Raw genomic sequence first — 22,454 nt, 5'->3', positions numbered from 1 at the left:
CGGCGATGATGCGAACCGTACCCCTTCTCCTGCTGCTGACGGGCATCACCTCCGCTGTAGCGCAGGAACGCCCCTTGCCGCCGACGCGCATCACCCTTCCATCGGATACCCTCGCAGCCCGGCGCACCCCGGCCAAGATCGAAGCGGACAGCAGCCGAATCGAACTGCCCGAGGTTCTGATCCTCGGCCGCGACCGCAGCGTACGTCAGGTCGAGAGCAAGCAGCGCTCGGGCGATGACCTGCCGCGTCTGATCCGGCCGGTGTATCTCTCCCTCTCCATTTTCGAGCGTCGGGACAACAACCGGCCGCTGGTCAACGCTGCCGCGGCAGCTCGGGAGCGGATGTATTGGGCCGGGGCCGGGACCGGCTCCTATTCCACTCTGACAGCCAACGGCGGCTATTCCGGCAAGTACCCCTGGGGCTCCACCCGTCTCACAGGCTGGTTCGACCGCAGCAACGGTGCTTTTCACAACAGCCAGCATCGCGATGGCGGCCTGACGGCGTCGGCAACCACCCCCCTGCGGCCTGCGCTTCATGGCCGTGCCGAAGCGGCGGCGGACTGGCTGACGCGCGGCCTCCATGGCGCAGCGCTCCCCCAACCCACGCGCAGCGCCCGGTTCACCAGCCTCCAGGGCGAGGCGGAGTTCGCCCTCGATCAGGCCTCCTCCGCCCGCGCAGGTCTGCGTCTGGCCGGAGCGGGCGTCAGCAGCGATACCAGCGGCCGGGAATGGCGGCACACCGGCGATTTTACCATCAGCATGCACGGCGACTACCAGCGGCAGCTGGAAAATCTGACCCTGCGCGCCTCGGCCGCCTATCAGCGCGAATCCCTCTCCCCCGGCGCCGACTCGCTCGATGGAGCGGCCGGCTTTGGCCGGATCCGCGCCGAGGTGCAGACCTCGCTGCTGGCCCCCTTGCAGCTGACCGCCGCCGTCGGGTACGAACGCTGCTCCGGCAGCCGGTTCGCCCCCTCCCTGCGGCTGGCCTGGGTTCCCAACGACCGCTGGGGCCTCTCGCTCATGGCGTGGGCCGGACTCCGCTATCGCAGCTACAGCGAGCGGCTGCGCGAGAATCCCTACATCGACCATGCGATGCCGCTGGCGGCGGACGATTCGCCGCTCTCGCTCCAAGCACGCGCCGACTTCCGGCCCGCCGGACGTCTGCTCTTTCAGTTCGGCGCCTATCACGGGCGTTTCGACCGCCTCCATTACTGGGAACGCGACGGCGCGACCGGACTCTTTGGCCTGCAGCAAGCCAGAGATGTCGCGCTGACCGAGTTTCAGGCGAGCGGGCAGATCCGGTTTGAGAGCGGCATGACGCTGCAGGGAGAGATGCAGATCAACAGCGACCATCTGCGGCATGCGGTCTCCCTCGGCAATGACGACCGGATCCCCTACCGGCCCGACTTTACGGTCCGGGCTGCTGTGACTGTGCCGCTGCCCTGGCAGCTCGAGCTCATCAGCCGTCTTGAAATGGCCGGAGAGCGCCGCCGCGGCCTCGATCTGGAGGGACGCCTGCCCAAATATAATCTGATCAGCGCAGGACTGGGCCGGACCTTCGGACGTCACCTCTCTGCAGGGATCGATCTGTACAATCTGCTCAACAGCCCATACGTCGTCTGGGAGGGCTATAACGAGCCCGGCACCCGGATCATGGCTCAGATCAAATATATCTATTAACGCAACCCCAAGCAAGAACCTTTCATCAGAAACGGAGGCCCCAGCATGTCGATGTGGGATATGTTTGTCCTGGGCGGATCGATGATGATCCCGATCGCGATCTGTTCCTTCATAGCGGCGATCATCGTTATCGAGCGTTACCTCTCCCTGCGCAAGATCCGCCTCAACTCCCGCAAATTCACCCTGCAGATCCGCAACCTGCTCGCACATCAGCGCATCGATGAGGCCATCCTGCTGTGCAAGGAGACGCCGGGTCCGATCGCCGGTGTGGCCAAGGCCGCCCTGTTGAAAAAGGACCGGCCGCGCGATGAGATCAAGGAGGCTATCCAGAGTGCGGGACAGGCCGAGATCTATCATTTGGAAAAGTATATGGGCATTCTGGCAACCGTAGCCGGTGTGGCGCCGATGTTCGGATTTCTCGGGACGGTCACCGGGATGATCAAGGCCTTCATGCAGATCCAGACGCGCGGCGGCAACGTCGACGCCGGCGTGCTCGCGGGCGGCATCTGGGAAGCCCTGATCACCACCGCGGCCGGCCTCATCGTCGGCATCCCCGCTCTCATCGCCTACAACTGGATCCAGGGCCGCGTCGAGCACCATGTCTTTGAGATGCAGGAAAGTTCCAATGAATTCCTCGATATGCTCCAGGAGAGGGAGGCGAGATGACCTTTACGACTTCACGCAAGCGTATCATCAGTTATGCCGCGATCAGCCTGACCGATATCGTCCTGCTGCTGCTCATCTATTTCCTGCTCTCCTCCTCATTCATGGTGCACCCTGGCATCAAGGTCCAGCTGCCACGCGCTGCAAGCGGGGATTTTGACCGGGCCAACCGGATCTATCTGACCATGACCAAATCGGATCAGATTTTTCTCAATGGTCAGCTTGTCAGCCACGAGGAATTAGGGGCCAAGCTGGGAGCGCAGCTCAAGATGGCGTCGGACAAAACCGTGATCATCCGCGCGGACAAGGATTTGACGCTCGAGGCGACGGTGCGGGTGATTGATATCGCCAAGATGGCCGGGGCTGAAAAATTTCTCATCGCCACCGAGCCCGGCAAGTGAGGTAATCGAATGGCTTTCATTCAAGAGATGCCGCCGGAGCTGCGGCGGGGGATCATCGCCTCGGTTCTGTTTCACCTGCTGCTGCTGGTAGTGTTCGTTCTTGTGCAGGTGAGCTTTGAAGTGACGCCGGCGAGTTTCGCCGAAGTGGCTTTCATCGCTGGTACGCCGGGGGGCGCAACCACTGCGGCCAGTCCGACCGGCCTCTCTTCCGCGCCCCGAAGCCGACCCCAGGTGCCGGCCGCGGTGACCCGCCCCGCCGTCCGCCGGCCGCAAGAGCAGGCGGTCCCGCTCGCGTCACGACAGGAAAAACCGCCTGCGATGCGTGCCACGCCCGCGCCGCCGCGCAGTTCACCGGTAGTCCCGCCCAAGCGGCGGATGCTGGAAGAGGAGGAGCCCCTCCTCAGCAGCCAGGAAAATGGCAAGATCACGCCCGGGCGCACGGCGGAGCGGCCCGCCGGGTTAGCCGGGAGCGGCGGTGAGACCGGCAGCGGCCCAGCCGCACCGCCAGCCGTCACGGTACCCGCCGGCGGCGCGGGCTCCGCTTTGGGGAGCGCCAATCAGGGAAGCGCCGGAACGGGACAGGGGAGCGGGGTCAGTCAGGGAGCCGGCGCCGGCCAGCCATTTACAATCGAGGGCGATGCGGCGCAGCGGCTGATCATCAAGCAGGTCATCCCGGACTATCCCGAGGGCCTGCAGCAGGAGGAGGTGATCCGGTTCAGGTTTACCGTCCAGCCGGACGGCCGCCTGAGCGGATTGATCCCGATGCGCAAGGGCGATCCCACCCTGGAAAAGATCACCCTGGCCGCCCTGCGGCAGTGGCTCTTCAGTCCGCTGCCGGCCGGTGCCGCGCAGAAACCGGTTCAGGGGATCATCACCTTCCGCTATCAGCTGGAATAGAACCCGCTTCGCCCGGACGGGCGGCAGCGGAACCTTACAACCCCCGGATGAAGGTCATGCGGAAAAGACCGCGGTCGTCGCGGTTCTGGCCGTAGAAAAGGCCGAGCAGCCCGACCCCGATGCTGACGTCGAGATGACCACCGAAGTAATGATCCGGAGCTGCATGCCGGTAGATATTACCCTCCACTTGTGGTCCGATGAAGGAATCCCGGTAAAGACGGTGGCCGAGGTAGTCGCGGTAGTAAAAGTAGGTGGGATAAGTCTCGTCCGCTACCTTGATGAAATAGAGGTTTTGGCTTTCAAAAGTCCATGCCGGGTCATTATAGGTGGCGAAGAACTCGGGTGCGACGTGTCCCAGACGGGCGCCCTTCGCTCCGGTCTCGATGAACTCAAAGCCGAATTCGGGGATCAGGGCCAAGTTGCCCCGATGAAAGGCGCTTCCCAGATCAATCTGGGCGAAGCCCTGGGTCGACATCTGCACGACCACCGAAAGGCCGATATCCTTTGCGATGGGTCGTTCGTAGAAGAGCCAGGGGTTGATCTCGCCGTAGTGATAGTCGACCCGCAATAGACAGGAAGGCGACGCCGGCTGATTCTGGGCCGCGCGCAGTGCTCCTGCAGCGGACATCCAGAGGGTCATGACGGCAACAAGGGCTATCTCTTTTTTCACTTCACTCGCTCCGTTTGGCTAATCTCTACTCCTCTTCCTGCAATGTGGCGATGAAGGCATCGGCCTCCTTGACGGCAACCTCGATGTCCGCCACCAGACTATCAACCCTGGTCTCCACAGTGACCACCTCATCGCTCAATCCCGCTATGGCCCGGGCATTGAGATTGTGTTTCATGAAAAGCACCTGATCCCGCAGCGGAATCAGGGCGGGCTCGAGCCGCGACTCAGCCTTTTTCATCGCCCCGATCAAAAGCCGGTACCGGGCCTCGGCTGCATCATACTTGCGCTGGCTGGCCTGGCGCAGTTTGTCGCTCGAGTATTGCGCGATCTCGGCGCGCCACTCCTCGAAGAGGGCGTCGGAGACCTCCTCGACCGATTTGATCCGGCTGTGCACCGCGTCGGCTTCGGCCTCGCTCTTTTTGAGCGTGGCATTGAGTTCGTTGTACTTTTTTTCGAGATCCCCGCCCTGAACGGCGACGACGCTCTTGAACTGCTCAAGGGCGCTGACAAACTGCTCCTTGGCCTCCTTCTGAGTGTCACGCGCCGCCTTGACGCGGTCGGCCATGATTTCGCGTTTCTGGATGCCGATTTTTTCCATGCCGGCGAAATAGAGCGTACTGCAGCTGCATAGTGTCAAAAAGCCTGAAAAGAGGATTAAAAGCCGGTTTTTCATAGTGCCTTCTCCGCCATCAGATCGAGATCGGGTTTTAGAGCTCTTCCGCAAATTCCTGTTAGTAAATCTTGGCCAGCACCGCTCCATGGGCCGGGACCTCGTGCCCCCAGGCGGTTTTGGAGCGGCCGGCCTCCTTCTGCCGCCAGAGATCGCGTACCCGCCGCTCCCCTTGTAGACCCAGTTCAGACCAAGTGACCGTGATTCGCCGCGCTTCAAGGTTGCGGTTGAAGAGCCCTACTGCCGTGCTGCCGTCGGCCAGCGGCCGCGCCCAAATCTCACATCCATCCCGTTGAGCCACCCGCCGCGCCTGCAGGCCTCGCGCATCCTGATTGACCGCCAGCACCTCATCGTTGCCGAGAAGGTTCATCGTAAAGGCATCGAGGCGGGTCAGGTCGCAGCCGATCAACAGCGGCGAGGCCAGCAGCGACCAAAGGGTGATGTGGGTATACTGCTCGTCGGGAGTGAGCCGGCTCGGATGGAGTTGAGGCCCCCAGCCCACCCAGCCGACCACCAGCATATCCGGATCATTCCAGTGGCCTGGCCCCGCATAGGACTCATGCCCCGCTTGACCGAATCCGATGGTGGACATGCTCGCCCAGGTGTCGGTGATATCGCCGGTTGTGCGCCAGCAGTTGCCGCCGACCTCCGAACCCCACTTCCAGACCTCCCCCATGCCATACTGACAAAGGCTGAATACGATATCACGCTCCGCCCGATCGAGCGCAGCGCGCATCACCCGGTAGGGTTTTTGCAGCGCCTCAAGATCGGGATTCGGTGCGATCTCGCCGTAGGAACACCAGTCGTATTTGAGGTAATCGATACCCCATTCGGCAAACTGCTCCGCATCCAGCTGCTCGAACTGCCAGGCGCCGGCATAGCCGGCACAAGTAAGCGATCCGGGGGAGGTGTAGATGCCGATCTTCAATCCCTTTGCATGGACATAATCGCAGAGTGCCTTCATGTCGGGGAATTTGGCGTTGGGGCGGATGCGGCCATCGGGATAGCGCACCGGCCCGGAGAGCCGGGGATCGGGATCATCCGGTTTGACCGCCCAGCAGTCGTCGATATTGATGTAGCTCCAACCGTGGCTGGCCAGTCCGCTTTCCACGAGCGCATCGGCGGCGGCGCGCACCTTGGCGTCATCGACATCACAGGCGAAGCAGTTCCAGCTGTTCCATCCCAGCGGCGGTGTGAGGGCGATCTGATCACCGATCACGATCGTGAAGGTCCGCTCGGCTCGGCCACGGCCGTTCAGGACCCGCAGCAGGACCGGGTACGTCCCGCGTGCATTCACCCGACCGGTTATGATGCCGGTCGTCGGATCCAGCGTCAGCCCACCGGGCAGCCCCTCAGCCTCATAGCGCAGGGGTGCCTTGCCGGTGGCGGGAACTCTGTAAAGAAAGGGATGGCCGGGACGGGCGCCATAAAGAGAGGGGCCGTTGATGCGCGGTTTTGCACCGGGGGCAGGGGTGAGCCGATAGGGCGCCACCCTGGGCGGCACAATCGCCGCCGGCTTGCGGCCGCGGTAGACAATCCGCGCATCGTTCCAGTCGGCATGATCCCAGTTGATGCCATCACCTCCATCCTCGACCACCAGCTCCAGCTGTCGGATCCCGGTCAAATTCAGGTCAACCCGCTGGGCGGGCTGAAAGGCCCTGGCAACCGCACTGCGCCAAAGCTCGCGCTTGTCGCCGCGAACCACAAAGACGACACTGGAAGGAGCCTCCTGTTTGACATCATCGTCAACCCCGACTTCGGCCAGGAAGCGGAGGGCATCGCCCCTGAGATCGATCGGGAACAAAGAGGCGGCATGGGTTGCCAGACCACAGCTCCAGGTGCGGCCGTTGATGGTGAGGGGCTTGCCCTCCAGAGAGATATCGGCGCGGGGATTTCCCCATCCCTGCTCGATGCCGCTCAAATCCAGCCGGGAGATCCACAGGGTATCCGGGGCCTGGACTGCAAAGCAGACCGCCGTAAGCAAAAGTGTGCCGAGGAAAAGAAAAAGTGCGTGTTTAGCCATGCCTGACCTCGAAAGAATGGAACGGGGTGTTCAAGCCGGGCGGGTCTGCACCCGCGGCGGATGGCTGGACTCAAAGGCCGCGATCGCGCCCTCCCGTTGCAGCAGATACCCCAGGGTGTCGATGCCGTCGAGAAGACAGCGTTTGCTGAAGGGATCGATATCAAATCCAATCCTGCCGCCGTCCGGCAGCGTCACAATCTGCGCTTCCAGGTCGATCGTCAACTCCGCGTCCCCGTGGGTTGCGAGAGAGGCCATGATCCGGTCGAGATCGAAGGGGGCAAGGACCACCGGGAGGATGCCGTTTTTCAGGGCGTTGCTGCGAAAGATATCAGCAAAGCTGCTGCTGATCACAGCGCGGAAACCATAGTCCGCCAGCGCCCAGGATGCATGTTCCCGGCTGGAGCCGCAGCCGAAATTGTCGCCGGTGATGAGGATTTTGGCGTCTTTCCCCTCTGGCCGGTTGAGCAGAACCTCGGGGATCGGTCGGCCCTGCTGGTCATAGCGCCAGTCATAAAAGAGGTTCTCACCCAACCCCTTCTTGTCCGTTCCCTTGAGGAAACGGGCCGGAATAATCTGGTCGGTGTCGATATTCGCTAGCGGAAAGATGACGCAGCGGCTGGTCAGCCTGCTGAATTTTTCCATTGGGTTCTCCCATCGATATCGGGCTTGCGCCGCAGTTCGAGCTCTCGCCTGCCGGGATCAGGCCAGTCCGCGCGCATCGGTGATGCAGCCACAAACGGCGCTGGCGGCGGCGGTCAGGGGGCTGGCGAGGAAGGTCCTTCCCCCCTTGCCCTGGCGCCCTTCAAAATTGCGGTTGCTGGTGCTGACCGCGTATTGTCCAGCGGTGAGCTCATCGCCGTTCATGGCGATGCACATGCTGCAACCCGGTTCACGCCACTCGGCCCCGGCGGCGAGAAAAATGCGATCCAGCCCTTCTGCCTCGGCCTGGCGCTTGACCGCCTGTGAGCCGGGCACCACAAGGGTGCGCACCCCCTCCGCCACCTTGCGGCCCTTGAGGAGACTGGCGGCGGCACGGAGGTCGCTGATGCGCCCGTTGGTGCAGGATCCGATAAAGACCACGTCGATCTTGTGTCCGCGGATCGCCTCGCCCGGGGTTAACTTCATATAGCGCAGAGCCTTTTCTAGAGTCAGCCGCTTCTCTTGGTCGGCCAGGTCGGCAGGATCCGGGATGACTCCGTCGATGGCGATGCCCATGGCCGGGTTGGTGCCGAAGGTAATCATCGGCTGGAGGGCTCCGGCGTCGAGCGTCACGGTCGCATCGAATCGGGCGCCAGGATCGCTGACCAGCCGACGCCATTCCCGTACGCATTTTTCCCAGGCTGCCCCTGCAGGGGCAAAAGGCCGGCCCTCCAGGTAGGCAAAGGTGACGTCATCCGCGGCGATCATTCCGGCGCGCGCTCCGGCCTCGATGCTCATGTTGCAAACCGTCATCCGGCCCTCCATATCGAGGCCGCGGATGGCACTGCCGGTATACTCGATGACGCAGCCGGTGCCACCGCCCACTCCGATGCGGGCGATCAGCGCCAGAATGAGGTCCTTGGCGGTAACGCCCCTTTGCAGGGTCCCTTCCACTCGCACCTCCATGGTTTGCGGGCGGTTCTGCAGCAGGGTCTGGGTGGCGAGGACATGTTCTACCTCGCTGGTGCCGATTCCGAAGGCCAGGGCACCGAAGGCCCCGTGCGTGGCGGTGTGGCTGTCACCGCAGACGATGGTCATCCCCGGCTGGGTGAGTCCGAGTTCGGGTCCGATGACATGGACGATCCCGCGTCCGGGATCATCGGCGCTGTATAGCGGGATGCCGAATTCCGCGCAGTTGCGCTCGAGTTGGGCGAGCTGGGCTTTGGCGAGGGGATCGCGCCACGGCACCCCGGGAGCGGTGGTCGGTATGGAATGGTCCATGGTCGCCACGGTCTGGGAGGGCCGGCGCACCGGCAGGCCGTGCTCGCGCAGCCCGTGAAAGGCCTGCGGTGAGGTGACCTCATGGATGAGCTGGAGATCGATATAGAGCAGGGCCGGAGCCTCGGGCTCCTGGCTGACGACATGATCTTCCCAGATCTTTTCAAACAGGGTAGTGGGGACTCGATCCCTCATAGTATGACTCTCCCGGTCGGGTTTGGCTTACTCCAGCACCGCGCCGGTATTGGCGGAGGTCACCATCTGGGTATAGCGTGCCAGCCAGCCGCGGGTATATTTGGGCTGGAACGGCGGCAGCAGGTCCAGCCGTCTCGCGATCTCGGCCATCTCCAGCCGGGCGTTGAGCGTGCGTTGGTGCAAATCGATCTCGATGAGATCGCCGTCTTGCAGGGCAGCGATCGGGCCGCGCGCGGCGGCCTCCGGGCTGACATGGCCGATGCAGGCGCCGCGGGTGCCGCCGGAGAAGCGGCCGTCGGTGATCAAGGCCACGCTTTCGCCCAGCCCCATCCCCATGATCGCCGAGGTCGGCGAGAGCATCTCGGGCATACCCGGCCCGCCCTTGGGTCCGCAGTAGCGGATCACCACCACGTCGCCCGCCTGGATTCGGCCCGCATGGATAGCCGCGAGGGCCGCCTCCTCCCCATCGAAAACCCGCGCCGGTCCGCTGTGGCGCCACATCGCTGCCGCCACTGCCCCGGTCTTGATGACCGCTCCGAGGGGTGCAAAGTTGCCAAAGAGGATGGCGAGGCCGCCCCGGCTGGTGTAAGGATTTTCAAGCCGGCGGATCACCGTATCATCGAGGATCTCCGATGCGGCGATGTTATCACCGAGGCTCTGGCCAGTCACCGTCGGCGCACCCAGATCGAGCAGTCCGCCGATCCGGCTCAGCTCCCGCAGGATGGCGGAGATGCCGCCGGCGCGGTCAACGTCCTCTATGTGCACCGTCTTCACCGCGGGCGAGACCTTGCAGAGATAGGGTACCCGGTCCGCCAGGGCATTGAGCCCGGCGAGTTCGATTTTCACCCCCGCCTCGTGGGCGATCGCCAGGGTGTGCAGGATGGTATTGGTCGATCCGCCCATAGCCAGATCGAGGATCAGCGCATTCTGAAAAGCAGAAGGGGTGAGGATGTCGAGCGGCTTGCGGTCCAGTTCGAGCAGCCGCATGATGGTCGGACCGGTACGCGCGATCAGTTCCTCGCGCCGCGGGTCGACCGCGAGGCGGGTGCCATTGCCCGGCAAGGCCAGTCCGAGGGCTTCCAGAAGGCAGTTCATGCTGTTGGCGGTGAACATTCCGGCGCAACTGCCGCAGCCGGGACAGGCGCGGTCCTCGAGTTCCTTGAGCGCCGCCGCTGAAAGCTGGCCCGCATGGTATTGGCCGAGCCCCTCAAAAATGGAGATCAAGTCGATCGCTTCACCCGCAGCGGTGTAGCCCTTGGCCATCGGCCCGCCCGAGATGAACAGGGTCGGGATGTTGAGGCGCGCCGCCGCCATCGCCATGCCGGGCACGATCTTGTCGCAATTTGGAATGCAGATCAGGGCATCGAGCGAATGAGCGGTGGCCATGGTCTCGACACAGTCGGCGATCAATTCGCGCGAAGGCAGGCTGAAGTGCATTCCGGCATGCCCCATGGCGATGCCGTCGTCCACACCGATGGTGTTGAATTCGAAGGGAACCCCCCCGGCCTGGCGCACCGACTCTTTAACCTTGCGGCCGAAGGTCTGCAGATGGACGTGCCCCGGGATGAGATCGGTGTAGGAATTACAGATACCGATGAAAGGCTTGCCCATGTCCGCATCGGTCAGGCCGGAAGCTTTGAGCAGCCCCCGATGAGGGGCGCGGTCGATGCCTTTTTTGATCAGGTCCGATCTCATATTCATCCTCGGCTTGAATGCGGCCAGCCCTCTGGCCCGAACCGTCCGTCACGTCTCCGGCAGCATGGCGCTCCGGGGCATCCGGACTGCCCGGAAACCGCTGGCTTGAAGGTTACTTCATTGGGGAATATCGGAATTTTTCCTCTGGTGCGCAAGCGTTTTTTCTCAGGCCGGGACGGCAGTCCGAGTGCGGCAAAGGACGGGAAGACAGCCGGCCGGCGGCTCCAGGCGCCGGATGTCGGCCGGATTCCGGAGCGTATCCTCTCCACCATTTTGCTTGACTTTTGTGCCCTGGATTTGTAACATCAGCGATACCAAATCCTTTTGCCGGATGGCACCGATACGGTTCGCAGCGGCAGTCAGCCCGCCGCATCTAATACGGGAGACTTCATGAGCACCAGGAAGAAAGTCGCGCTCCATTCAAAAATCCTCATCGGCCTCGCTGTCGGCATGCTCTTCGGTATCCTCGCGAACCTTCTCGGCGCCCGGAATCCCGTCTTCAATCGCTTCCTCAATGAGACGCTGATCAAATACATCACGGGGCCGATCGGCCGCATCTTCCTGAATCTGCTCTTCATGACCGTGGTCCCTCTGGTCTTCTCCACCCTTACCGTCGGCATCACCAACCTCGGCGATATGCGGCGGCTCGGGCGCATCGGCATGAAAACCTTCGCAATGTTTTTGGTGCTTACCGCCCTCAGCACCCTCCTAGGGATGAGTTCCGTCTCCCTGCTCAAGCCCGGAGAAGGATTCGATCCGGCCACCCAGGTACGCCTCCTGGAGACCTACCGCGGCGAGATTGCGCAAAGGAGTGAATCCTTCAAGGAGAGGGGCGGCTTTGGTGTCGATACCTTCATCAACATCATCCCACGCAATCCCCTGGCGGCCATGGTGAACATGGACATGCTCGCTGTAATCTTTTTTGCGCTGCTTTTCGGCGCGGCCCTGACCCTTGTCCGCTCGGATAAAACAGCGCTGGTGACAGGAGCACTGGAGGTGACCTCCGAGGCGATGATCAAAATCGTCGGGTTTGCGATGAGCCTGGCGCCCATCGCCGTTCCGGCCCTGATCTTCAATGTCGTCGCCCGCTTTGGCACGGATCTGCTCGAAAAACTGCTCTATTTCGTGCTCATCACCCTTGGCGGTTATCTGATCTTCCTCTTCGGGGTTTACACTCTCCTGTTGTTTTTCGTCTGCCGGGTCCGGCCGCTCGAGTTTTTCCGCCGCATCATCCCTATCATGGTAACGGCCTTCTCCACCAGCTCGAGCAACGCCACCCTGCCGACGACGCTGAAGGAATCCGAGGAGAGGCTGGGCATTCCCGCTGATATCGCTGGATTTGTCCTGCCCTTGGGCGCCACTATGAACATGAACGGCACGGCGCTCTATGAGGGCGTGACGGTGCTCTTTCTCGCCCAGGTTTTCGGCCTACACCTCAGCATCGGTTCCATGGCCATCGTGGTGATCCTCTCGGTGCTCATGGCGGTCGGGACCGCTGGCATTCCCGGCGCCTCGCTGCCGATGTTGATGATGGTCCTGAACGCGGTGGGTGTGCCCCCGGAAGGGATCGCCATCATTCTCGGCATGGACCGGATTCTCGACATGGGCAGGACAATGCTGAATGTGACCGGAGATGTCGTCACCGCCGCTTACGTCACCCGCTCGGAGGGGCTTGCGCCCGCGGGAGCCGGGAGCGTCTTCATGGCCTCCTGACCATCCCGTCTCCCGGGCGGCGGGTCAATCCAGTTCCCTGATCTTGATATTCCTGAAGAAGACCTGATTGCCGTGATCCTGCAGCAGGATATGCCCCGATGGCGCTTCGCCGAAATCGGGCCAGATGGCATATTTGCTGCGGGCGACTAGCGCCCGCCACATCTGCGTCCCGCGCTGATACTCGACCTGCTTGATGCCGTTCAGGTAATGGCTGACATTTGAACCCCGAACGCTGATACGAGCCCGGTTCCAGCCGTAGGGGTTCACCCGCTTGGCGCTGCTTTCGTTGGGGGCATAGCGCAGGGCTTCCGGAGGGATCAGATCGTACAGGGAGGCCAGGGTACGGTTGCCGGCCGTGCCGAGTTTGGCATCGGGATGGAACTCATCGTCGAGGATCTGGAATTCACAGCCGATCGCCGAACCCTCCCCCTTGTTGGTGTTGGTGTCGACGAAATACTTGATCCCGCTATTAGCACCCTTGGTGAACTTGAAATCGACTTCCAACTCAAAATTGGCATATGACTTGATGGTGACGATATCACCGCCATTGTGCGATTCGTCGCCATCGCTCGCCTCCACCTCGAGGACGCCGTTTTCAATCTTCCAGCCATGGTCCGGGAACCGGTCGAGTTTGGCACCGCGCCATCCCGCGGTCGTCCGACCGTCCCAGAGCAGCTGCCAGCCCTCGGCCCGTTCGCGCTCGCTCAGCTGATTGGTGAGGTAGCTGACCTGCGCGATGGCGCGGGTGACCGGGGTCCGGGCCGCTTCGAGATCTTGCGTCCGGATGCGCAGGTTGCGCCAGGCGATCTCCTTGCCCGCCATGCTCGAATCGCCATCGATGGCGTGCACCTGCAAAGCGATGAAGCCGCTGGTGGCTAGGTCATCGAGGATATCGGCGGTGGGGATGCCGTTGACCCAAACGCGGATGGAAGGGCCGATGGCCTCAACGCGAAAGCGATTCCATGCCCCAGCTTTGAACGCCGCCTTGCCGGCAGGATTGCATTCAAGATTGTAGAGCCAGCCCCGCCGGGCTTCATCGTATAGGCCGCCGCTCCAAGCGCGCGCGGAGGGATCGAGCTCGACTTGCGGACCATGGACCCGGCCGTTCTGGAATTCCGGCAGGCTAAGGCTGCGGATCTGCACGCCGGAGTTGAGGCCGTCATCGATCCGACATTCATATTCGAGGATGAAATCACCGTAGGTGTTCTGCGTCGCCAGAAAGGTATTCGGCGTCTGCAGTTTGCTGATGCCGACGATTGTGCCGTCCCGCACCACGTACCTGGCATCCCCGTTGAGCACCCGCCAGCCCTTCAGATTCTTGCCATTAAAGAGATCCATCCATAGGTCTTTCCCCGCCGCCGCTGTGCACAGCGTCAGCAGCGCCATGGCCACAAACCCTATAGTTCTTTTCATGATCTTTCCCTTCGCGTTTGGTATGCATTGCTGCAACAGCCGGCCCCTCAACCGAGCGACAGCTCCCAGCCCCGGGCGTATTCCCGTTCGCACAAGGCATGGGCCTTTTTGTTCCCGCGGACATGCCCCGTCTTCGGGTCGATGTCCAGGGTCTGTTTCACTTTCCAGGCGATGTTGGACAGCTGCAAAATGGTCACGCTCTTGTTTCCTTCGGCAATCGGCGAGTTGATCGGGGTTCCCTTGCGAATGCCGTCGATGAAATTCTGAAAATGGATGTTGGTCAATTCATCCCGGCTGAGCAGATCCTGAGTCCGGTTCACCGTCGGCAGTCTGAACTCCTCGAGCAGTTTGTCATCCGGGGCGTAGACCTGATACCCATCGCGGTCGATAAGCACCGTGCCCTGGGTACCATGGATGGTCACGCCGCGTCCGCGGTTATAGTTCTGCTTGCCCTGGCAGCTCAGACTCTCCCAGCTGATCATGGCCTCGGGGTATTCGAAGGTGGTCACCAGGGTATCGTAGAATTCCCAGTCATCTTGGTAATGGTAGCGGCCACCCGCAGCCGAGATCCGCAGGGGATAATCAACCTGCAGGGCCCAGCGGCAGAGATCGACTTCATGGGTGCCGTTGTTGAGGGTTTCGCCGGTACCCCAATGCCAGAACCAGTGCCAGTTGTAGGGATGGATGTTGTCCTTATAAGGCCGCCGGGGTGCGGGTCCCTGCCACAATTCCCAATCCAGGTAATCTGGCACCGGCACGGTTTTACCGACGCCGATCGAGTTGCGCGAGTTGACATACCAGGCCTTGCCGAAATAGGGCCGCCCGATCAGACCGGCGTGGATCCGGCCGATGATCTCCTGGGTATGCCGGGAGGAACGCTGTTGATTGCCCATCTGCACCAGCATGCCGAATTTTTGCTGCGCGGCCACCAGGAGTTCGCCCTCACGGGGATTGTGACTGCAGGGTTTTTCGACGTAGACGTGTTTTCCCGCCTGAAGTCCCATGATGGCCATAGGGGCATGCCAGTGTTCCGGTGTGGCGATGGTGATGGCATCGACCGCCTGGTCATCGAGGATCCGGCGAAAGTCGGCGATTTTGGCCGGGGCGGCACCGGCTGTCTCCTCGGCGATCCGCGCGAATTTATCCAGCTCCCGGCGGTCGACATCGCAGACATGAGTAACCGCGCTGTTCTCGCCAAAGCGAACCCCATCGAGATGGGCATACGCACGCCCATGCAGGCCGATGATGGCAAAATTCAGACGCTCATTGGCGCCCATAATACGGCTGTAGCTTTTCGCACTCGTCCCCAGGGCCATGCCGGCAACCCCCAGTGCAGTGACCTTGAGAAAATTCCTGCGTGTCTGTTCCATACTGGCCAACCTCATTGTTTGATGAACCACCCGCGCTTTCCAGGCGCGCTGGATGAACCGTCTTACAGCTGCGGCCACTCCCTATCGAAATTATCCTGCCCCGATCCGAGGGCAACCACTTCCACCCCGTCTCGAGCTTCCGCCGCCAAGACCCCCTTTGTACTGGCCAAAGGCTTCCGACTCTTGGTTACGGCGCCCATGCATACCCGCGGCAAAGTCGCCTGGGCGTGGGCATGCGACAGGCCGCCGCCCGAAAAAAGTGTGCCCGGCACACCGCGCTATCGGCCCTGCTGTCCCATCTGACCAGCGGAAGGCCCGGGCCGGACCGCAAACTGCAGGCAAGCTGGGGCATGCGTTGTGCAGCTGGCCGGCATCGGCCGCGGGAGGCCGCTTCGTTTATCAAGAGCGAAGAGGTTGAGGGTATTCGAGCGTTGGTTCGCCACGATCATATAGCGGCCCGAGGGATCAATGACGAAATTGCGCGGCCAATCCCCGCCGCAGGACGTATGGCCGGCAAGTGTGAGGCCTCCCTTCCGGCCGACGCGAAAGGTGACGATGGAATTATGGCCGCGGTTGGTGCCGTAAAGGTATTTGCCGCTCTTGCCGAGATGGATGTCGGCACAGTGATTCGTCCCGTTGTACCCCTCGGGCAGGGTGCTGACCGTCTGAATCTCCTGCAGCAACCCCTGGGAGGAGACAGCGAAAACAGTGAGGGTCGAATTGCGCTCATTGATCACATAGAGTATGGATCCATCCCGGCTGAAGGTGAAATGGCGGGGGCCTGCGCCCCTGGTCAGGCCCGTCTCGCCGTTCGGGAGCGCCTGCAGCTTTCCCGTGGCGCGATCCAGCACAAAGACCGTGATGCGGTCGAGGCCGAGATCGGTGACGTAGATCCGTTTTCCGTCCGGCCCGGGAGCAATCATATGGGCGCGCGAGGAGCTTCCGGAAGGCCCCCGAAATAGGAGGGTATCAGTCACCACTGAAGGAATACCGCAGTCATCGAGCCGGACAACGGCGACCGAGCCGCCGCCGTAGTTGGCGACCAGAAGATACATACCATCCGCGGTCTGCGAGATGAAGCAGGGGCCGCCGTTCGGTACCGCCAGCTCGCTCACCTTGCGGACAGCGCCAGAGGCCGGATCAACAGCGAGTGTGGTGATACCGCCTGCCTTCCGGCCGTGCATTTCGTCAACCTCGTTGATGGCGTAGATCAGGTCGCGGGTGGGCGCGATGCAGAAATAGGAAGGATTGGGCCCGGCGTCGGCCTCGGCGGCGATGCGGAACGCGCCCGCTTTGAGATCGAGATCGATGAGCTGAAATCCCGTCCCGCCCTGGTCGTTATACTTGCCGGTATAAAGTCGCATGCTCTGGCCGGCCGTCAGGGCCGGAAATAGGATCAGGACCGCTGCAGCCAAAACCCAAAGGTTTATCTTCATGGTGTCTCCCGATTATGAAGGATCTTCGCATGACGTCGCACCTTTCGCCGCCAAATTAGCCATTCGTCCGATGAAAAACAAGCAGTATTCATCCAGCCGGGTGGTCCCGGAAATCCGGCTCCCAACCGACACCGCGTACCACACGCTCGCTCCCCCGGATTAAATTGTCTTGCGAATGTGCCGGTAAAGTTGTAGAATCTTTAACAGCACAAAGGGATTCCCAATACAGGGAAAGCATACGATGAGATCGGTCTTCCAGCACCCTATCGCGGCAGCATCCATCCTTGCTGCTCTAGCCGCAGGGACGCTTTCCGCACCGCTGCCGGCGGCTGCCACAGCCGGCACAGCGGACGAGTCCCGGCAGCGCCTCTCCCTCAACCAGGGTTGGCGGTTTTTCCGGTATGACGCCGCCGCTGACGCTGACTCTTTGATCTACGACGTGCGGCCGCCGCTACAGGAGCATGCCGACGGCCGTCCCGCCGACGCCAGGCCCACGGACGCGGAAGCAGCCGTGACCTCTAGGCCGGTGCTCAAGGCCTGGATCCTGCCCAGCGGCAACCGGTTCATCCAGGATCCCGCCGCGCGCCATCTCCGCCCCGCAGGCGATCCCGGCAGCACCTTTCCCTTTGTGCAGGACTGCTTCGATGACAGCGACTGGGCGTGCGTCGATCTCCCGCACGACTGGGCGAGTGCCGGACCCTTCATCCTGAATCGGGACGACGAGATCGGCGGCGGTATGGGACGTCTCCCCAGTCCCGGCGTAGCCTGGTACCGGAAAAAGCTCGACATTCCAGCTGCGGATGCCGGCAAAACCATTTTTCTCGACATCGATGGCGCCATGGCATATGCCATGGTCTGGCTCAACGGCCACCTCGTTGGCGGCTGGCCTTATGGTTATTCCTCTTGGCGTCTGGACCTTACACCCTATATCATGCCGAACAGCGCGAACCAGCTGGCCATCCGCCTGGACAATCCCCCCGCCTCCTCGCGCTGGTATCCCGGCGGCGGGCTCTACCGTAATGTCTGGTTGACCAAGACCCATCCCATCCACGTCAGCCAGTGGGGCACCGCCCTCAAGGCGCACGATATCTCCGCCGCCGCCGCAACCCTCGATCTGACAGTCACGATTGACAATGATTCGCACCAGGAGGCCAGCATCCGGGCCGTGACGCGGATCTTTGCTCTGGATGCCCGGGGCAAGAAAATCGGCCGGGCGGTCGGCCGCTTTGCTCCCCTGACGGCCAGCGTAGTGGCCGGCGGGAGCACGACGCTTTCAAGTTCACTTGTGCTCCGGCAGCCGCGGCTCTGGGGCCCGCCACCGGAGCAGTCGCCCCACTGCTACGTGGCCGTCACCACGCTATGGCATCAGAAAAAAATTATCGATGAGTTCACAACGCCCTTCGGCATTCGTTCACTGCGCTTCGATCCGGATTCCGGGCTCTTCGTCAACGACCGCCCCGTCCGCATCCAGGGCGTCAACCAGCATCATGATCTCGGCGCACTGGGTGCTGCCTTCAATGTGCGGGCGGCTGAGCGGCAGATCGAAATCCTCCGGGAGATGGGCTGCAATGCCATCCGCATGGCGCACAATCCCCCGGCTCCGGAACTGCTCGACCTGACCGACCAGATGGGAATATTGGTGCTCGACGAAGCCTTCGATATCTGGGCGCTGAAAAAGACCCCGCTCGACTTCCATCTCATCTTCAAGGACTGGCACGAACCTGTCCTGCGCGCCATGGTGCGGCGAGACCGCAATCATCCCTCGGTGATCCTCTGGAGTATCGGCAATGAAGTGGGTGAACAGTATACCGGCGCGCAGGGAGCGGAATTGGCGCAAAAACTGCGCGCCATCGTCCTTGAGGAAGACGCCACACGGCCCGTAACCTGCGCGATGAACTGGGCCAAGCCGGACATGCCGCTCCCCGCAGTGCTCGACCTCATCGGCCTCAACTATCAGGGGGAAGGCATCCGCCAGGCGCCGGAATTCGAGGGGACTGACCGCATCCGCACGGCGCCGCAGTATGAGGCCTTCCACAAGACCTTTCCGGGCAAAGTCATCGTCAGCACCGAGACCGCCTCGGCGCTCAGCAGCCGCGGCATTTACCTCTTTCCGGTCTCAGCCGAATGGAGTGCGCCGGTCCGGGAGGGCCGCGGCGGAGATGCCAGGATCCACCAGGTCAGCGCCTATGAGCTCTATGCGGTCGATTTTGGCTCGACGGCGGACAAGGTCTTCGCTTCTCTCGACCGCCATCCCTTTGTGGCCGGGGAGTTCGTTTGGACAGGCTGGGATTATCTCGGCGAGCCCACCCCTTACTATGAAGCCCGCAGTTCCTACTCCGGCATCATCGACCTGGCCGGTTTCAAAAAAGACCGCTTTTACCTTTATCAGGCGCGATGGCGGCCGGATCGGCCCATGGCGCACCTCCTACCGCATTGGAACTGGCCGGATCGTCACGGCCAGATCACGCCGGTGCACCTCTTCACCTCTGGCGACGAGGCCGAACTCTTCCTCAACGGCCAATCGCTCGGCCGCAAACACAAAGCGCCTTACGAATCCCGCTTGCGTTGGGATGAGGTACGGTATACACCGGGCGAGTTGAAAGCGGTCGTCTACAAGGAGTGCAAGAAATGGGCCGAAGATGTCGTCCACACAACGGGTGCTCCAGCCCGTCTCGAGATACAGACCGATCGCAGCCGGATTACCGCCGACGGAGAGGATTTGGCTTTCATCACGGTCCGGGTGGCCGATGCGCAGGGATGGACAGTGCCCACCGCCACGAATTCGGTGCGATTCACCCTAAAAGGCCCCGGGGATATCATCGCCACCGACAACGGCGATCCGACGAACCTGGTGCCCTTTCCGGCGCCTGAACGCGAGGCCTTCAGCGGTCTGGTTCTGGCTGTGATCCGCTCCAGGCGGGGGGAATCCGGAACGATAGAAATCAACGCCAGCTCGCCAGGACTGGAAGCGGCGCGGCTGGTGGTCCGAAGTGGATCCTGACACCCGGTGCTGCCCGGGCAGCGTTGTGTGCGAAATTCCTCTGCGGCGCCAAGAAAAGATTTGACATTAAAGCGAATTTCGGTTATATTTAAAAAAATCCTTATTAGACGCGCTCGCAGGAAATCCATGATTCATCCGCAACACACCGCTCCGTTCCGCCGCAATGACTCCGGTCATTGGCGCCGTGGTGTGCTGCGCTCTCTCCCCCCCATATCCATGGACCACCTGCAGACGATCGCTATTCTACATCTCATTCTTATTAGCCTCTTGCTTCTGATTATCTACTAAATCAGGGCTGCAAGAGGATAACCGCAAATCTCATCCACACCATCCCCAATTCGTACCACCCGCGTATACCTCTGCAGCCATAGGTCCATTATGGTTCGTCGCCGTATCATTGCCGGCGGCAATCCCAGCAGAAGGAATGACAAGATGACCGGCGCAGAGATGATCATTCACGCCTTGCGGCAGGAGGGCGTCCGTGCCCTCTTCGGCTATCCCGGCGGCATGGTAATCGATATCTTCGATCAGCTCTACCGATCGGGCTTTCCCTTCTACCTCACCCGGCACGAACAAGGCGCTGTACATGCGGCCGATGGCTTTGCCCGCGCCTCCGGCGAGGTGGGGGTTTGCCTGGCCACCTCCGGACCCGGCGCCACCAATCTCGTCACCGGCCTGGCCACCGCCTACATGGACTCGATCCCCCTGGTGGCGATCACCGGCCAGGTGCCGACCCATCTGATCGGCAATGACGCCTTTCAAGAGGCCGACATGCTCGGCATCACCCGTTCGATTACCAAACACAATTATCTGGTCAAGGAGGTCGACGAACTGCCCCGCCTGCTCAAATCCGCCTTTTATATTGCCCGCAGCGGCCGGCCGGGTCCAGTGCTCATCGACATCCCCAAGGATGTGCAGCAGGCCAGCACCGAAGTGCCCTATCCCGAGCAAGTCTCGATCCGGAGCTACAAACCCACCCTCAACGGCCACCTGCCGCAGATCCAGAAGGCGGCCGCCCGTATCAACCGCGCCGAACGGCCGGTCGTCTTTGCCGGCGGCGGGGTCCTCTCCAGCGGCGCCAGCGATGAACTCGGCCACCTCGCCCGCACCCTCCAGGCCCCGGTGACCACCAGCCTGATGGGGCTGGGGGCTTTTCCCGAGACCGATCCCCTCGCCCTAAAAATGGTCGGCATGCACGGCACCGCCTACGCCAACTATGCCATCCAGGAAGCCGACCTCCTCATCGCCATCGGCGTGCGGTTTGACGACCGGGTCACCGGCAAGGTGAGCAAATTCGCCCCCAAAGCCGACATCATCCACATTGACATCGATCCCGCAACCATCCGCAAGAACGTCAAGGTAGCGATCCCGGTGGTCGGCGACATCAAGTGCGTCCTCACCGAACTCAACCAGCGGATCGAACCGCGGCGGCACGACGCCTGGCTGGAAACGATTGCGAGCTGGAAACGGGACCACCCCCTGCAATACACCCAAAACGGCGGCATCTCGCCCCAGGCCGTAATCCGCACGCTCGCCGAGATGACCCGGCACGAAGCGATCATCGCCACCGAGGTCGGCCAAAATCAGATGTGGAGCGCCCAGTTTTTCGATTTCGTCCAGCCGCGCAGTTGGATCAGCTCGGGCGGGCTCGGCACCATGGGCTTCGGCTTTCCAGCGGCCATCGGCGCTCAGATCGCTCATCCGGACAAACTGGTGATCGACATCGCCGGCGACGGCAGCATTCAGATGAACATCCAGGAGCTCGCAACCGCCGCCCTCTACCATCTGCCGGTCAAGATCATAATCCTCAACAACCGCTCTCTAGGCATGGTGCGCCAGTGGCAGGCGATCTTTTATCAGCGCCGTTTCTCGGGGATCTGCCTCAACCGCGACGCGCGTTGCCCGGAGGCGTGCGACGGCCGCAGCGAATCCTGCCCTGTCTACCTGCCCGATTTCGTCAAGCTGGCGGCGGCCTACAACATTCCCGGATATCGTTCGGATCAACCCGGGGAGGTCCGTCCGCTCCTCGAAAAGGCCTTCGCCCATGACGGGCCGGTGATCGTCGAGTTTGTCATCAGCGCAGAGGAAAATGTCTTCCCCATGGTGCCTGCAGGCGCGGGTCTGAACGAAATGATGAGAGGGATGGCCTGATGCGACATATCATCAATCTGGAAGTGGAGAACAGCGCCGGGGTAATGGCGCGGATCGTCGGGCTTTTCAGCGCCCGCGGCTTCAACATCGAGAGCATCGTCGCAGGCAAAGCCGAGGAGGATGGAACCGCCCGCATCACCCTGGTGGTGATCGGCGATGACTGGGTCATCGAGCAGGTGAACAAGCAGCTCAACAAGCTGATCGACGTCATCCGGGTAACCGATGTAACCAAGGAGGATTTCGTCAACCGGGAGCTGCTGCTGGTCAAGATCCACTGCCCGCCGGTCAAACGGACCGAGGCCTCGCTGGTCGGCAACATCTTTGGAGCCAAGGTAGTCGACATCTCCGCCAAGTCCCTGACCTTTGAGGTGACCGGAAGCGAGTCCAAGATCATCGCTTTTCTCCAGACCGTGCGGCCCTTCGGCATCAAGGAGGTTGAGCGCACCGGGCCGATCGCCATGGTGCGTGATTTCAATCCCAGGAGCAGTGAGTAGTACAGAATCAAGTCCTGTCACAGGGAGGCACAACAGAACCAGGCTGACTTTAATACCTCCATGCTT

General features: G+C 61.9%; 17 protein-coding genes. 8 read left to right on the top strand and 9 right to left on the bottom strand.

Translation table 11 applies throughout. The features are described 5' to 3' along the window. Positions 1 to 5 precede the first annotated feature (5 nt). The 4 genes from PLH32_05200 to PLH32_05185 are packed head-to-tail and all read left to right on the top strand — an operon-like array spanning position 6 to position 3,640. A complete protein-coding gene (locus PLH32_05200; GenBank protein ID HQJ63992.1) occupies positions 6 to 1,679 on the top strand; it encodes a TonB-dependent receptor in 1,674 nt (557 codons plus the stop codon). Positions 1,680 to 1,724: 45 nt separating this feature from the next. Beyond that, positions 1,725 to 2,345, top strand: coding sequence for a MotA/TolQ/ExbB proton channel family protein (locus tag PLH32_05195; GenBank protein HQJ63991.1), 621 nt, complete (start codon positions 1,725 to 1,727; stop codon positions 2,343 to 2,345). Then, positions 2,342 to 2,743, top strand: coding sequence for a biopolymer transporter ExbD (locus tag PLH32_05190; protein ID HQJ63990.1), 402 nt, complete (start codon positions 2,342 to 2,344; stop codon positions 2,741 to 2,743). The genes PLH32_05195 and PLH32_05190 overlap by 4 nt, the downstream gene beginning before the upstream one ends. A 9-nt stretch (positions 2,744 to 2,752) precedes the next feature. Continuing rightward, positions 2,753 to 3,640 (top strand): energy transducer TonB, encoded by an 888-nt coding sequence (locus PLH32_05185; GenBank protein ID HQJ63989.1) that lies wholly within the window; start codon positions 2,753 to 2,755, stop codon positions 3,638 to 3,640. 34 nt (positions 3,641 to 3,674) lie between these two features. On the opposite strand, the gene PLH32_05180 is transcribed toward PLH32_05185, so the two are convergent. From PLH32_05180 to ilvD, 6 genes are read right to left on the bottom strand one after another with little or no spacing between them, the layout of a single operon-like run. After that, positions 3,675 to 4,310: a hypothetical protein gene (locus PLH32_05180; GenBank protein ID HQJ63988.1), complete on the bottom strand. Its 636-nt coding sequence runs from the start codon at positions 4,308 to 4,310 to the stop codon at positions 3,675 to 3,677. 25 nt (positions 4,311 to 4,335) lie between these two features. Continuing rightward, positions 4,336 to 4,983: a DUF2959 domain-containing protein gene (locus PLH32_05175; GenBank protein ID HQJ63987.1), complete on the bottom strand. Its 648-nt coding sequence runs from the start codon at positions 4,981 to 4,983 to the stop codon at positions 4,336 to 4,338. A gap of 58 nt (positions 4,984 to 5,041) precedes the next feature. Continuing rightward, on the bottom strand, positions 5,042 to 7,003 hold the full coding sequence (locus PLH32_05170; GenBank protein ID HQJ63986.1) for an NPCBM/NEW2 domain-containing protein: 1,962 nt from the start codon (positions 7,001 to 7,003) through the stop codon (positions 5,042 to 5,044). A 30-nt stretch (positions 7,004 to 7,033) separates the two neighbouring features. After that, complete coding sequence (leuD, locus tag PLH32_05165; GenBank protein HQJ63985.1) at positions 7,034 to 7,645, bottom strand: 3-isopropylmalate dehydratase small subunit; 612 nt, start codon at positions 7,643 to 7,645, stop codon at positions 7,034 to 7,036. 57 nt (positions 7,646 to 7,702) lie between these two features. Beyond that, entirely contained in the window at positions 7,703 to 9,115 is a 1,413-nt protein-coding gene (gene leuC, locus PLH32_05160; protein HQJ63984.1) for a 3-isopropylmalate dehydratase large subunit, read from the bottom strand. A gap of 27 nt (positions 9,116 to 9,142) precedes the next feature. Next, a complete protein-coding gene (gene ilvD / locus PLH32_05155; protein HQJ63983.1) occupies positions 9,143 to 10,810 on the bottom strand; it encodes a dihydroxy-acid dehydratase in 1,668 nt (555 codons plus the stop codon). A 390-nt stretch (positions 10,811 to 11,200) separates the two neighbouring features. Here ilvD and PLH32_05150 point away from each other — a divergent pair, with 390 nt between their 5' ends. Next, entirely contained in the window at positions 11,201 to 12,523 is a 1,323-nt protein-coding gene (locus tag PLH32_05150; GenBank protein ID HQJ63982.1) for a dicarboxylate/amino acid:cation symporter, read from the top strand. Positions 12,524 to 12,547: 24 nt separating this feature from the next. On the opposite strand, the gene PLH32_05145 is transcribed toward PLH32_05150, so the two are convergent. From PLH32_05145 to PLH32_05135, 3 genes are all read right to left on the bottom strand, one after another. After that, on the bottom strand, positions 12,548 to 13,936 hold the full coding sequence (locus PLH32_05145) for a DUF1080 domain-containing protein (protein ID HQJ63981.1): 1,389 nt from the start codon (positions 13,934 to 13,936) through the stop codon (positions 12,548 to 12,550). 47 nt (positions 13,937 to 13,983) lie between these two features. After that, the gene (locus tag PLH32_05140; protein ID HQJ63980.1) at positions 13,984 to 15,306 is read right to left on the bottom strand and encodes a Gfo/Idh/MocA family oxidoreductase; all 1,323 of its coding nucleotides are present in this window, start codon (positions 15,304 to 15,306) and stop codon (positions 13,984 to 13,986) included. Positions 15,307 to 15,584: 278 nt separating this feature from the next. After that, positions 15,585 to 16,742, bottom strand: coding sequence for a lactonase family protein (locus PLH32_05135; GenBank protein HQJ63979.1), 1,158 nt, complete (start codon positions 16,740 to 16,742; stop codon positions 15,585 to 15,587). Positions 16,743 to 16,983: 241 nt separating this feature from the next. Here PLH32_05135 and galB point away from each other — a divergent pair, with 241 nt between their 5' ends. The 3 genes from galB (at position 16,984) to ilvN (ending at position 22,388) form a co-directional block, all read left to right on the top strand. Then, the gene (galB, locus tag PLH32_05130) at positions 16,984 to 19,743 is read left to right on the top strand and encodes a beta-galactosidase GalB (GenBank protein ID HQJ63978.1); all 2,760 of its coding nucleotides are present in this window, start codon (positions 16,984 to 16,986) and stop codon (positions 19,741 to 19,743) included. Positions 19,744 to 20,175: 432 nt separating this feature from the next. After that, a complete protein-coding gene (ilvB, locus tag PLH32_05125; GenBank protein ID HQJ63977.1) occupies positions 20,176 to 21,894 on the top strand; it encodes a biosynthetic-type acetolactate synthase large subunit in 1,719 nt (572 codons plus the stop codon). Next, positions 21,894 to 22,388, top strand: coding sequence for an acetolactate synthase small subunit (gene ilvN, locus PLH32_05120; protein HQJ63976.1), 495 nt, complete (start codon positions 21,894 to 21,896; stop codon positions 22,386 to 22,388). Before ilvB ends, ilvN begins: the two co-directional genes overlap by 1 nt. Positions 22,389 to 22,454: the final 66 nt, after the last annotated feature.

It is taken from the genome of bacterium, from assembly GCA_035419245.1.
In the GTDB taxonomy this organism is placed as follows: domain Bacteria; phylum Zhuqueibacterota; class Zhuqueibacteria; order Residuimicrobiales; family Residuimicrobiaceae; genus JAKPUX01.
This window is presented reverse-complemented; position numbering and strand designations above follow the sequence as displayed.